The sequence below is a fragment of the Kitasatospora sp. NPDC051170 genome, assembly GCF_044455705.1.
In the GTDB taxonomy this organism is placed as follows: Bacteria; Actinomycetota; Actinomycetes; order Streptomycetales; family Streptomycetaceae; genus Kitasatospora.
In genome coordinates this window covers 436,563-449,879 of the sequence record NZ_JBITFA010000004.1, presented here as the reverse complement: position 1 = coordinate 449,879, position 13,317 = coordinate 436,563, and the positions used below count along the sequence as shown (strand labels likewise).

Below are 13,317 nucleotides of genomic sequence, written 5' to 3'. Positions count from 1 at the left end.
ACCCGGTTGGGCCGGGCCGGGCCCAGCCGGAAGGATGGTCCCCATGACCGAGGACCAGCGCATCGAGGAGACCGGGCCCGCCTCCCCGCCCGAGGCGGAACGCCCGCCGCTCACCAGGGCCGAGCGCCACCGCGTGGTGGCCGGCGTCTGCGGGGGCCTGGGCCGGCACCTGGACATCGATCCGGTGGTCTTCCGGGTGGTCACCGTGGTGCTCTGCCTCTCCGGGGGCCTCGGGCTGTTCCTGTACGGCCTGGCCTGGCTGGTCGTCCCGACCGAGGGCAGCACCGGCGCCGACGGGCGCGGCGGGCGCACCGAGCTCCAGCGGGTGCTCACCGGCCGGGTCGACGGCCAGTCGATCGGCGCGGTGCTGCTGACGGTGATCGGCACCGGGGTGTTCTTCTCGATGATGGGCGACGGCGACCAGATGTTCCCGCTGCTGCTCCTCGCCGGGCTGGTCTTCCTCGCGGTGCGCTACGACCCCGAGCGCCGTCGCGGCCGCCGTCGCGGGCGCCGCCGCGGCGGCCCGTACGACCGGATGTACCCGGAGGCCGAGGCGTACCAGTGGCCCCGGCCGGACGACGCCGAGGAGGCCCGCGCCAGGCACGCCGCCGAGCGGGCCGCCGGCACCGTCCCGGCCGACTCCCCCGTGCCCGGCCCCAGCGGCTACCTGTGGGACCCGCGCCACCCGGAGCGCAACCCGTACGGCGGCGCCTCCGCCACGCCGCCGCCCGTCCCGTCGGCCCAGCCCTGGTGGCAGCGGCCGGACCTGCCCGAGGGCGACCCGCTGCGCAAGGAGGGCTCCCGCCACCCGAGGCACCCGCGCCAGCCGCGCCGCCCGGCCGTGGTCCGCCACCCCCGGGAGCGCTCGCCGCTCGGCTTCTTCGGCTTCCTGCTGGCGATCGGCGCGGCCGCCTCCGTCTGGTCGGTGGGCTACGGCCACACCGATGTCACCAAGCTGAGCACGCTGATGCTCTCCGCCGGGCTGCTGGTGGTCGGCCTGACCATCCTGCTCGCCGCCAAGGTCGGCCGGGCCCGCAAGCTCGCCGTGATCGGCCTGCTGATGACCCTCGCCCTGACGGTCGTCGGCCGGACGCCGCACTCGATGGACAACGCCGTCGGCGACCGCGACTGGACGGTGGCCACCGCGGGCGACCTGCGCGACCGCTACAACCTGGCGGCCGGCTCGATCCGGCTCGACCTCTCCGCGCTCGACCCGGCGGGCACCACCCTCACCACCAAGGTCGAGGTCGGCGTCGGCCAGGTCACCGTCACCGTGCCGACGAACGTCACGGTGGACCTGGAGGCCCGGGTGGGCCTCGGCAACGTCAACCTCCCGGACGGCCGCTCCGACGGCACCGGGCGCCACACCTACCAGCTCGACCCGAGGGGCGGCCAAGCCTCGAAGGGCACCCTCCGACTCCGGCTCGGCATCGGGCTGGGCGACATCAAGGTGGTCCAGCAGTGAGGAAGCACCAGCTCGACCTGTTCTCGCTGATCGCGGGGGCGCTGTTCACCGTGATCTCCCTCGTCTACCTGGTCGCGGCGCTCAACGACCAGTCGGTGAACGGACGGATCGTCATCCCGGTCGCCTTCATCGTGCTGGGCGCGGGCGGCCTCGCGGGTGCGGTGGTCGCGGTGTCACGGCGCAGCCGGGACCGGAGCTAGCGCAGTCCCGGCGCAGCCGCGAACGCGCCGGGGACTACGCCTGCGACTGCAGCGGCCCGAGGGTGAGCTTGTCCCCGTCCTTGGTGACGGCGTACTTCGGCAGCGGCTTCTTCGCCGGCCCGTTGACCACCGCGCCGGTGGCGGCGTCGAAGCGCGAGCCGTGGCAGGGGCAGTACAGCTGGCCGTTCTTCGGGGCGTCCACGGCGCAGCCGGAGTGGGTGCAGACCGAGGACAGGGCGCAGTACTGGCCGGCCTTGGGCTGCAGGATGTAGACGGCGTCCCCGGTGGCCGGGTCCTTGACCTGGGCCGATCCACCGACGGGCACGCTCGCGGCCGCCACCGAGGGGGCCTCCTGCGAACCGGTGGGGGCGGCGGAGACGGGGGCGGCGGACTGCTTGGGCCCGGCCTTCTCGTCCCGCCCGTAGGTGCGGGTCAGCGAGCCGGTCAGCAGCCCGGCGCCGCCGATCGCCACGGCCGCGATGCCGCCGTCCACCAGCGCCCGGCGCCGGACGTGCTCGTCGCTCAGGCCCCGCGCGCGGTCCCGTCCGGCGCGCCGGGCCAGGTAGCCGTCCACCGAGAGGTACGGCGTGCCGGCCAGCAGCAGCGGGGTCCAGGCCATCAGGTAGGCGAGGTCGTTGCCGAGGTAGTACGGGGAGACGCTCCAGCTGACGGTCAGCCAGAGGCTGAGGCTGAGCGTGGCGCCGCCGAGCGCCGCGACCCGGCCCCACAGGCCCAGCAGGGTGCCCAGGCCCACGGCCAGTTCGCCGAAGGCGATGGCCAGCGCGAACAGCGTCGGGTGGTCGAGCGCGGGGCCGAGCAGGAAGGAGATCGGGCTGCCGCCGGCCTTGGCCGCCTGGGTCTGCGAGACGAACGACGCCGGGTCGGCCGCGCCGCCCAGGTAGTGCGCGTCGGAGAGCTTGTCGAGCGCGGCGTAGACGAAGGTGACGCCGAGGAAGAGCCGCAGGGGCAGCAGCGCGTACCTGGACGCGAGCGCCCGCCGCTGCGCCGCCCGGTCGGCCCGACCGGCGGTTCCCCCGTCGTCCGGCCGGGAGTTGCTGGCCTCCGACATCGCTCACACCTTCCCTCTCGGCCTGCCAGCACCTGACAGGTCCGGTCCGCATTCTGCCCGCTTCCGAACGCTTTCGCTGGAACCGGGGGCCACGCACGCCCGCGCCGCCGCTCCCCAGTACGGGAACGACGGCGCGGGCGTTCAGGCTCCGGCCTCCCGGGGCGTTCCCCGGGAGGCCGGCGGGAGGGCTACTCCCACTCGATGGTGCCCGGGGGCTTGCTGGTGACGTCGACGACGACGCGGTTCACGTCGCGGACCTCGTTGGTGATGCGGGTGGAGATCTTCGCCAGCACGTCGTACGGCAGGCGCGACCAGTCCGCGGTCATCGCGTCCTCGGAGGAGACCGGGCGCAGCACGATCGGGTGACCGTAGGTGCGGCCGTCGCCCTGCACGCCCACGCTGCGGACGTCGGCGAGCAGCACGACCGGGCACTGCCAGATCTCACGGTCCAGACCGGCCGCGGTCAGCTCCTCGCGGGCGATCGCGTCGGCGTCGCGGAGCAGGTCCAGGCGCTCCTGGGTGACCTCGCCGACGATCCGGATGCCCAGGCCCGGGCCCGGGAACGGCTGGCGCTGGACGATCTCCTCCGGCAGGCCCAGCTCCTGGCCGACCATCCGGACCTCGTCCTTGAACAGCTTGCGCAGCGGCTCGACCAGCTGGAACTGGAGGTCCTCGGGCAGGCCGCCGACGTTGTGGTGGGACTTGATGTTGGCGGTGCCGGTGCCGCCGCCCGACTCCACCACGTCCGGGTACAGGGTGCCCTGGACGAGGAAGTCGACCGACTGGCCGTGCTCGCCGGCCTCGGCGATGATCTCGGCCTGCGCCTGCTCGAACACGCGGATGAACTCGCGGCCGATGATCTTGCGCTTCTCCTCGGGGTCGGTGACCCCCTTGAGCGCGGTCAGGAAGCGCTCGGAGGCGTCGACGACCTTCAGCTGCACACCGGTGGCGGCGACGAAGTCCTTCTCGACCTGCTCGGTCTCGCCCTTGCGCATCAGGCCGTGGTCGACGTAGACGCAGGTCAGCTGGTCGCCGATGGCGCGGTTGACCAGGGCGGCCGCGACGGCGGAGTCCACGCCGCCGGACAGGCCGCAGATGGCGCGCTTGTCGCCGACCTGCTCGCGGATCAGGGCGATCTGCTCCTCGACCACGCTGCCGGTGGTCCAGGTGGGGGCGATGCCGGCGCCGCGGTAGAGGAAGTGCTCCAGGATCTGCTGGCCGTGGTCGGAGTGCAGCACCTCGGGGTGGTACTGGACGCCGTACAGCTTCGCCTCGTCGTTCTCGAAGGCCGCGACGGGCACGAGATCGGTGGAGGCGGTGACGGTGAAGCCCTCCGGGGCCGCCGAGCAGGCGTCGCCGTGCGACATCCACACCGAGTGCTGCGCCGGGACGCCCTCGAACAGGGTGGAGCCGGTGCGGGAGACCGTCAGCGGGGTGCGGCCGTACTCGCGGGCGCCGTTGTTGTCGACGGTGCCGCCGAGGGACTTGGCCATCAGCTGGAAGCCGTAGCACATGCCGAAGACCGGGACACCGGCCTCGAAGATCGCACGGTCGAGCTGCGGCGCGCCCTCCTCGTAGACCGAGGACGGGCCGCCGGACAGGATGATCGCCTTCGGGTTCTTGGCGAGCATCTCGGCGACCGGCATGCTGCTCGGCACGATCTCGCTGTAGACCCGCGCCTCACGCACCCGACGGGCGATGAGCTGGGCGTACTGGGCGCCGAAGTCGACCACCAGGACGGGGTCGTTGTCCGGCACGGACTGGCTGGGAATTGCAGAGGACACAGACGGCCTTCCGGCAGCGGTATCGAGGTGTCGCGCCGGACCGTCTCCCCGGCGGGGGCGTCGGCGGCGGACGGGTGTGGGGTGTCTGGACACCGATTCTACCGGGCTGTCCGGTTTCACTCGTCTGCCCGTCCAGGCGACCGTGACCGGGCGGGGCCGCGGTTCGTTGCTTCCTACGACCGCACGGCCCGCGGCGCGCCCGCCAGGCACGCCGCCCCAAGCCCCCGGCCGGGGGCACTGCCGTACGGGCTGCAGGACCACGCGTGGAGCTTCACCCCAGTCCACCGGCGCATGTGGCGCCGCCGACCCCGGCCCCGCCGGGGAGGGCGGTGCCGTGGGACCGTGCGCGGGTGCCGCGGCCGGCCAGCAGGGGACAGCGACCCCGGCCGCGACTGGGCCGAGAGGTGGGACGGCCGGCGCCGGGGACGCCCGGGGCCGACCGTCGCACCCCCGGCGCACTTCCCTCCCGCCCTTTGCGCCGCTACGCGCGTCCCCTTGCGCCGCACCCCCCGCACCGCTACGCACCGTGATCATTCATGTCGGCCTCCGAGGACTGTCCGGAGGCCCCCGCACGACGTCCGCCCAGGATCCGACCGGGGCCGTCCGAGCGGCCCCGCGGTAAACGAACTGCGGCGAACTGTGCCGAATCGGTTGCAGAGCAGGCCCTCCGTCCAGCACGATGCTGCGTGTGAACGGTTCACCCGACAGGCCGAACGACCTTCGGAGTGGCCGGCCGACGCCGTCGCCCAGGGAGGCGGATGTCGGCGATCAGCTCACGCTCCGTAAGTGACGGGTGGCGCGCACCAGCGCACGGACCGTCGCGACGGGAGCGCGCGCCCCGCACGCCGGCCACCCACGCCGGAGCCGCGGCGGGGCCCCGAGACCAACCGACACGACGGCGCTCCTCCCCCGGCGCCGTCACCACAGCACCGGCGCGGCCCTGACGCCGAGTGCTGAGCGACAAAGGGCCCCGTTCCCCCGCGGGGCCCTTTGCCCTTTTCCGGCCTCCTCGGCCGCTCCAGGACGTACGAAGGCCGGGGCCGGGTGTCCGTCGACACCCGGCCCCGGCCTCCAGTCGCGTCAGGGGTGCTTGCGCCAGACCTCCGGGTCGACCGGCTCCTCGCCCGGCCGCGCGTCCGCCGGAGCGGGTGCGGGCGCCGGATCGTGCGAGCCGAGCACCTCGCCGACCCCGGCCGCGGCGGCCGGAGCCGCCTCGGGCGACGGGGCCGGAGCGGGCACGGGCGCCTGCGGGGTGATGTCCTGCGGCCCCGCCGCCTGCGCCGGGAAGCCGTACCCCTGAGCGGCCGGACCGGCCGAAGCGGCCGACGGGTACGGCGCCTGCGGCGGCACCGGCTGGCCGGCGTACGTCGCGCCGCCCTCGGGCCCGTGGGCCGCCCCACCGTACGGGTCGGCGTAGGGAGCGGCGCCGTAGGGAGCGGCGCCGTAGGGCGCGGCCCCGTACTGAGCGGCCCCGTACTGAGCGGCGCCGCCGCGGCCCATCGCCAGCAGCGGCGGGATCAGCAGCGCACCGACGGCCGCCCAGATCGCGCTCGCCAGCAGCACCGTCCCGAAGCTCAGGCTGAGCGACATCTCCTGCGACATCGTCGAGCGCGCCGAGGAGGTCCACCCGGTCATGGTCATCGAGTTCTCCATGGCCACGCCGGCCGCGGCCGTCACCGCCGTGAGCACCACCGCGTGGATGACCGCCAGGCGCACCCGGTCCGTCGTGTCCAGCCGGCGCCGGTGCGCCGCCCAGCCGAGCGCGATCGCCGAGACGATCGCCGCCGCGCCCGTCCAGCGCCAGTCCGCGGTGAGGTCGTGCAGGTCGAAGAAGGAGTACTCGACGTGGTGGGTGTACGGGTCCCGCAGGGCGGAGGAGGACCCGCTGCTGTCGGCGAGCGAGAAGCCCTGGAGGGTCGCCCCCGAGCCGAAGCCGAGGATCAGCAGGCCCATGTTGGGCATGAAGGCGAACGCCGCCGCGACCTGCCAGCCGTTGTCGGCGTTGCTCGCGGCCACGATGAGGCCCGCCAGCGAGGCGAGGCCCCAGGTCAGGGCGAGCGCCTGCCCGGCCGTCAGCGCCGCCACCGCCCAGCCGCGCACGGCCCGGCTGCGCCAGGCGGCCCAGCGCAGCGCGTCGGTGCCGTAGACCGTGAAGGCCACCAGGAAGGCGAACAGGGCCGTCCAGGCCAGCGCCTGCGCCCAGCCGGACTCCATGAAGACCTCGATGCCCGAGGACTTGGAGCCGCGACCGCCCGAGGGGTAGCCGCCGGACCCGTAGATGTCGGAGCCGTAGGAGTCGGAGCCGTAGGTGCGCGGGCCGTTCGCCGGGGACCAGGTCGTCCCGGAGACCAGACCGAGGACCAGCGTCACCGCGGTCATCACCACGGTGGCGCGCAGCGCCTCGCCGAACGCCTGGCCGCGGGTCAGCTGGCCACCGTCGCCCCTGTGCCGGCGCGCACCGGCGCGCACGCCGAGCCAGAGCAGGAGGAGCCAGACCACGGTGACGGCCATCGGCACCGCGGTGAACTCGAACTGCATGTCCTGCCCGATGCCGCGGGCGCTGTGGGTGCCGGCCCTCAGCGGCGCGCCGAGCGCGTTGAGGGTGGCGGCGAGCCCGGCGGTGAAGCGGTCCCCGAAGCCGGGGGTGTCGGCCCCTCGGCTGCCGCTGCCGAAGGAGCCGGTGGTCGCCTCGTTGGCCGCGTTGTCCGTGGGGACGGCCAGGGCCAGCGCCAGCAGGAGCAGCAGCACGGTCGGCGCGACGGCCGCCTTGAGCACCGGACGCCAGTCCGCGCTCAGCCAGCGCTGGAGCGGCGAGCGCTCGTACGGCGGCCGGTACGGCTGCCCGGCGCCCCACGGGCCCTGGTACTGGGCCGGGGTCTGAGCCTGGGCCTGCGGGCCGTAGCCGGGCGGGGGCGGCGGGTATCCCGCCCCGGGCGGCGGCGGGTAGCCGGGGCCGCCGGGCGGGGGCGCGTACGCGGGGGCGGGCGGCGGCACGGGAGGCACCGCGGCAGCGGCCGGCGGGGCGGCGGGCCGTCCGCAGGCCGCACAGACCGGCGAACCCTCCACCGAAGCCGCGCCGCACCATGCGCAATTGGTCATGAACCGCTTTCCCCCCGCTCGACGAGATTCCTGGTCCCCCCAGGGAGCCCGTTTATCCCACCGGACCCGAACCGGTGTCAACCGGGAACGGCGGCGGGAGGTTTGGCCTGCTGAGAGCACTCGCCGCCATCACCCCGGCCCTCGCTCAGTCGCTCTTCTTCGGGACAGCCGGAACGGGCAGCAGCGGCAGCCGCAGCGCCCCGAAGGCGTCCTTGGGCACCGCCGGGCTCAGCGGCTCGACCCCGGCGACCCTCCGGTAGGGCTCGCCCTGCTCCGGGCGCCGGTCGGCCTCGCCCTTGTTGGGCCACATCGACAGGGCGCGCTCGGCCTGCGCGGTGATCGTCAGGGAGGGGTTGACCCCGAGGTTGGCGGAGACGGCGGCGCCGTCCACCACGCTGATCCCGGGGTGGCCGTAGAGCCGGTGGTACGGGTCGACGACGCCGGTCTCCGGGGAGTCGCCGATCGCGCAGCCGCCGAGGAAGTGGGCGGTCATCGGGATGTCGAAGATCTCGCCGACGGTGCTGCCGGGGAAGCCGTTGATCTCGTCGGCCAGCGCCTGGGCGCCCTTCTCGGCGGCCGGGATCCAGGTCGGGTTGGGCTCGCCGTGGCCCTGGGCGGAGGTGAGCCGGGGCTTGCCGAGCGGGCCCTTCTTCAGCGAGACGGTGATGGAGTTGTCGAGGGACTGCATCACCAGGCCGATGATCGTCTTCTCGGACCACCGGTGCTGGTTCATCGAGCGCGCGAAGGTCACCGGGTGCAGCGCCGAGTTGCCCAGGTAGCGCAGCCAGCGCGGCACCCGGCCGCCGCCCTTGACCTGGGCGATCGACAGGGCGCCCATCGCGTTGGAGCCCTTGCCGTAGCGGACGGGCTCGATGTGGGTGTTGGCGTCCGGGTGGATCGAGGAGGTGATCGCGACGCCCTTGGTGAAGTCCGTCTTCGTCCCGTAGCGGCGGTCGGTGGTCTGGGCGCCCACCAGGGCTTCGGAGTTGGTGCGGGTCAGCTCGCCGAGCCGGGCGGAGATCCGGGGCAGGTGGCCGGCGTCGCGCATCCGGTGCAGCAGCGACTGGGTGCCGTAGGTGCCGGCCGCGACGACGACCCGGGCGGCGGTGATCGTCCGCGCGCCGGCCTTGACCCGGTCCGTCTTCGAGCGGGAGTCGGTTCGGCGGACATCGACGGCGAAACCGTCACCCAGGTCCCTGATCCGGGCCACCGTGGTCAGCGGATGGATCTCGGCGCCGCCCTTCTCGGCCAGGTACAGGTAGTTCTCGGTGAGCATGTTCTTGGCGCCGTGCCGGCAGCCGGTCATGCACTCGCCGCACTCCACGCACGCCTTGCGCGCCGGGCCCGCGCCCCCGAAGTACGGGTCGGGGACCTCGCACCCCGGCGCCGCCGCAGCCGTGCCGTCGGAGTCCGAGCCGTCGCCGAAGAACACCCCGACCGGCGCCAGGTGGAAGGTGTCGCCGACGCCCATCTTCTCGGCGGCCGCCTTGAGGTGGACGTCGGAGGGGGTGACCGTCGGGTTGAGCCGGACGCCGAGCATCCGCTGCGCCTGGTCGTAGAACGGCGCCAACTCCTCCTGCCAGTCGGTGATGTGGCGCCACTGGCGGTCCTCGAAGAACGCCTTCGGCGGCACGTACAGGGTGTTGGCGTAGTTCAGCGAGCCGCCGCCGACCCCGGCACCGGCCAGGATCAGCACGTTGGCCAGCAGGTGGATGCGCTGGATGCCGTACAGGCCCAGCTTCGGCGCCCACAGGTAGTTCGGCAGGTCCCAGGAGTCGCGCGGCAGTTCGTCGCGCTCGAAGCGCCGCCCGGCCTCCAGGACGGCGACCCGGTACCCCTTCTCCGTCAGCCGCAGGGCGGCCACCGAACCGCCGAAGCCCGAACCGACCACGACCACGTCGTAGTCGAACTCCGCCGCCGCACCGTCGGACTCCACCATCTGCCCTGCCCCTTCGAGGTCGTACCTGCCCGCCGTGGGCGCGCACCCGCCCACGGCCCTACCGAAGCCCTGGGGCCCGTCTTGCCCCAGAACCCGACCGGCCCTACTTGAAGCGCAGCGCCTTGAGCGCCCGCAGCCCGCTGGTCATCACCGCGGCGAACCTCTCGTCGTCGAGCCCGAAGGAGGGCGCGATCGGCATCATCCGCTGGGTCGCGATGGTCTGCGCCTCGGTGAAGCGCAGGATCCCCTCGGCGCCGTGGCGGCGGCCGAGCCCGGAGTCGCCCATGCCGCCCATCGGCGCGGCGACCGAGCCGTAGGTGGCCGCGTACGCCTCGTTGACGTTGACGGTGCCGGTGCGCAACCGCGCCGCGACCGCCCGGCCGCGCCGGTGGTCCCGCGTCCACACGCTGGAGTTCAGGCCGTACGGCGTGGAGTTGGCGGCCGCGACCGCCTCGTCCTCGGTGTCGAAGCGGTAGACCGAGACCACCGGGCCGAAGGTCTCCTCGGAGCAGACGGCCATCTCGGGGGTCACCCCGTCGAGGATGGTCGGCTCGAAGAAGTACGGGCCGAGGTCGGGCCGGGCCCGGCCGCCCGCCAGCACGGTGGCGCCCGCCTTGACGGCCTCCTCGACGTGCCGGGTGGTGGTGTCCAGCTGCCGTACGGAGACCAGCGAGCCCATGTCGGCGCCGTAGGCGAGCCCGCCGCCCAGGCGCAGCGCCCGGGTGCGGGCGGCGAAGCGCTCCAGGAAGTCGTCGGCCACCGAGCGGTGCACCAGCAGCCGCTCGATGGAGATGCACAGCTGCCCGGCGGAGGAGAAGCAGGCCCGGACGGCGCCGGCGGCGGCCGCGTCCAGGTCCGCGTCGGAGAGGACCAGCATGGCGTTCTTGCCGCCGAGTTCGAGCGAGGCACCGACCAGCCGGGCGGCGGCGCGCTGGGCGACGTCGCGGCCGGTGCGGGTGGAGCCGGTGAAGGAGACGTAGTCGGCGTGCTCCACCACGGCGGGGCCGACCACCGGGCCGTCGCCGATCACGATCTGCCACAGGTCGGCGGGCAGCCCGGCCTCGATCAGCAGTTCGCGGGCCCACAGGGCGGTCAGCGCGGTCTGGGTGTCGGGCTTGTTGACGACGGCGTTGCCGGCCACGAAGGCGGGCAGGGCGTCCCCGACGGACAGCTCCAGCGGGTAGTTCCAGGGCGAGATGTGGCCGATGACGCCCTTGGGGCGGCGGGCCTCGACGGCGTGGGTGAGCACAGGCAGCGCTCCGCCGCGCCGCTTGTCCCTGAGGTAGCCGTGGGCGGCGCGCCCGTAGTGCCGGGCGGCCATGGCGACGGCCAGCACCTCCTCGAAGGCGTGCAGCCGGGCCTTGCCGGTCTCCGCCTGGACGAGGTCGAGCACCTCGTCCTGCCGCTTGAGCAGCAGGTCGTGGAAGCGCAGCAGGACGGCGGCCCGGCGGCGCACCGGCAGCGCGGCCCAGCCCGGCTGGGCGCGGCGGGCCAGCTCGTAGGCCACCTCGACGTCCGCGGTGCTGGACTGCGGCAGGCCGGCCAGCCGTTCGCCGGTCAGCGGGGCGACGGTCTCCACGAGGTCCGGATCGCCGGTGGCGGTGATGCCGGCGGCCAGCCGGGCGACCAGCGACGGCGGGACGGCCGAGGAGACGGTGCGCCCGCCGCCGGGGGCGGCCGGGTTGCCGCCCGAGGGGGCGGTGCCGGGGTGTTCGGGGGCCGCTGCGTCTGCTGAGAGGTCCGACATACGGCGCAGCCTAGGCGTTCGGCGCCCGGCGCGGTACCCATGGGTAACAAGAATCTCCCGCCTCGGGCCGAACCCGGGCGAAAGGTCACCCTCGACGGGTCGGGCCTCAGCGCGTCGGGCGTCAGCGCGTCGGGCCTCAGCGCGTCGGGCCTCAGCGTGTCGGGGTGAACCCGTTGAGCACCGTGGTGAACCGCTGGTACGCCTCGTTCCACTCGTTGCCCTTGTCCGGGCTGGAGGAGTAGATCGCGTAGCCGGTGCCGTTCTCGTCGATGAACTCGGCCTCGATCGCGCGTCTGCGGCCGCCCTCCTTGGCGAGGTAGCTGAACTCCCAGACGGCGGCCTCGTGGCCGTTGACCCCGGCGCTCGCCAGGCGGTGCTGCTTGTAGTCCTTGAGGGACTTGGAGACGTCGCCCTCCAGCTGCCTCATGTGCTCCAGCGGCTTGACCGACTGCCCGACGGTGACGGCGAACTGCAGGTAGTGGACCTTGTTGTCCGGGGTGTAGAAGATCTGGTTGCCGTCCGGAGAGGTGGCCCGCGCCCAGGCGGGGGCCGCGGTCGGCAGCGGGAAGCGGAAGCCGGCCGGGTCCTCGGCCCAGCGGTAGCCGCCGGGCAGGGTCGTCAGCGGGCCGGTCGAGGTGGTCGGGTCGGGCCGGTCGAAGCTGCTGGTCGGGGTCGGGTCGGCGACGTCCGGGCCGGCCGTGTGCCGGGTCAGGAAGTAGGTGGCCCCGGCGGCCAGGACCCCGACGGCCAGCCCGATGGCGGCCAGCTTGAGCGCGTTGCGGCGCCGGGCCGGGCCGCGCGCGGGCGTGACGGGGTGCACCACCGGCGCGACGGGCGCGGTGTGCGCCTGCGCCGTGGCGAGCGCGCCCCCCGCCGTATCCGCAGCGGTCGTATCCGCAGCGGTCGGAACCGTGCCCGCAACGGCGGTCGAGGCCCCGGGCGCACGCCGCTCGGTCGCTTCCTCCTCCGCTGCCTCGGGCTCCGCCCCCTCCGGCGACCGCTCACCGCGGTCCACCACCGGCACCGACTGGGTGGGCATGCGCACCGGCGCGACGGACTTCAGCCCGATGGTGTGCCCGGCCCGCACCTCGGCGAGCATCCGCGCGGCCTCGTCCGCGGACGGCCGGTCGGCCGGGTCCTTGGCCATCAGCGCGGCCAGGACGGGCCCCAGCGGCCCGGCCCGGCGCGAGTCCGGCAGCGGCTCGTCGACGACGGCGGCCAGCGTGGTGATCGGCGAATCCCGGCGGAACGGCGAGCGCCCCTCGACGGCCGCCCACAGCGTGGCCCCCAGGCCCCACAGGTCGGAGGCCGGCCCGGGCCGCTCGCCCTGGGCGCGCTCGGGCGCCAGGTAGTCCGGGGAGCCGACGAGGTCGCCCGGCCTGGTCAGCTCGGTGGAGCCCTCGTACTTGGCGATGCCGAAGTCCAGCAGCACCACCCGGCCGGTGCCGCGCTCCAGCAGCACGTTGGCCGGCTTGACGTCGCGGTGCAGGACGCCGAGCTGGTGGCCCCGGTGCAGCGCGGCGAGCACCTGGCTGCCGACCTCGGCGGCGGCGCGCGGCTGCAGGGTGCCGTCCTGGCTGATCACGTCGGCCAGCGAGCGGCCGTCGACCAGCTCCATCACGATCCACGGCCGGCCGTCCTGCTCCAGCACGTCGTGCACGGTGATCACACCGGGGTGCTTGATCCGGGCGGCGGCGCTGGCCTCGCGCTTCATCCGCGTGTGCAGGATCTGGAGCTCCTCCTCGGGCAGGTGGTTGACCGTCAGCTCCTTGACCGCCACCTCGCGGTCCAGCATCCGGTCCCAGGCCCGCCAGACGGTGCCCATCCCGCCCCGGCCGAGCCGGTCGCCGAGCTCGTACCGCCCGGCAAGCAACCGCTCCGCCTCGGCCGCCTCCGGCCGGTCCTGCACGCCCATGGGCGACCGAGCCTCTCTCTCATCCGCCTGCCGTCACCGCGACGGGGAGGCCCGGTGCGGACCACTGTTCGAACAAATCCCAGACACACATTAGGCGCA

8 protein-coding genes are annotated in these 13,317 nt (G+C 74.3%); 2 read left to right on the top strand and 6 right to left on the bottom strand.

All coding sequences use genetic code 11. The features are described 5' to 3' along the window. The first annotated feature begins 43 nt into the window (after positions 1-43). Both ACIBCA_RS12275 and ACIBCA_RS12270 read left to right on the top strand, forming a co-directional pair. The gene (locus tag ACIBCA_RS12275) at positions 44-1,465 is read left to right on the top strand and encodes a PspC domain-containing protein (RefSeq protein WP_396282775.1); all 1,422 of its coding nucleotides are present in this window, start codon (positions 44-46) and stop codon (positions 1,463-1,465) included. After that, positions 1,462-1,665 carry a hypothetical protein gene (locus ACIBCA_RS12270; protein WP_396282774.1) on the top strand — a complete coding sequence of 68 codons (204 nt, stop codon included), beginning with the start codon at positions 1,462-1,464 and terminating at the stop codon, positions 1,663-1,665. Before ACIBCA_RS12275 ends, ACIBCA_RS12270 begins: the two co-directional genes overlap by 4 nt. A 34-nt stretch (positions 1,666-1,699) precedes the next feature. Here ACIBCA_RS12270 and ACIBCA_RS12265 read toward each other — a convergent pair whose 3' ends face one another. The 6 genes from ACIBCA_RS12265 to ACIBCA_RS12240 all read right to left on the bottom strand — a co-directional run bounded on the left by ACIBCA_RS12265 (position 1,700) and on the right by ACIBCA_RS12240 (position 13,218). Beyond that, positions 1,700-2,734, bottom strand: a complete 1,035-nt coding sequence (locus ACIBCA_RS12265; protein WP_396282773.1) for a Rieske 2Fe-2S domain-containing protein — start codon at positions 2,732-2,734, stop codon at positions 1,700-1,702. A gap of 188 nt (positions 2,735-2,922) precedes the next feature. After that, complete coding sequence (gene guaA / locus ACIBCA_RS12260; RefSeq protein ID WP_396282772.1) at positions 2,923-4,518, bottom strand: glutamine-hydrolyzing GMP synthase; 1,596 nt, start codon at positions 4,516-4,518, stop codon at positions 2,923-2,925. A gap of 1,080 nt (positions 4,519-5,598) precedes the next feature. Further along, positions 5,599-7,617: a hypothetical protein gene (locus ACIBCA_RS12255; protein WP_396282771.1), complete on the bottom strand. Its 2,019-nt coding sequence runs from the start codon at positions 7,615-7,617 to the stop codon at positions 5,599-5,601. A 145-nt stretch (positions 7,618-7,762) separates the two neighbouring features. Beyond that, entirely contained in the window at positions 7,763-9,556 is a 1,794-nt protein-coding gene (locus ACIBCA_RS12250; protein WP_396282770.1) for a GMC oxidoreductase, read from the bottom strand. 103 nt (positions 9,557-9,659) lie between these two features. Then, positions 9,660-11,303, bottom strand: coding sequence for a succinic semialdehyde dehydrogenase (locus ACIBCA_RS12245; RefSeq protein WP_396282769.1), 1,644 nt, complete (start codon positions 11,301-11,303; stop codon positions 9,660-9,662). A 151-nt stretch (positions 11,304-11,454) separates the two neighbouring features. Beyond that, the gene (locus tag ACIBCA_RS12240) at positions 11,455-13,218 is read right to left on the bottom strand and encodes a serine/threonine-protein kinase (RefSeq protein ID WP_396282768.1); all 1,764 of its coding nucleotides are present in this window, start codon (positions 13,216-13,218) and stop codon (positions 11,455-11,457) included. Between the last annotated feature and the right edge of the window lie 99 nt (positions 13,219-13,317).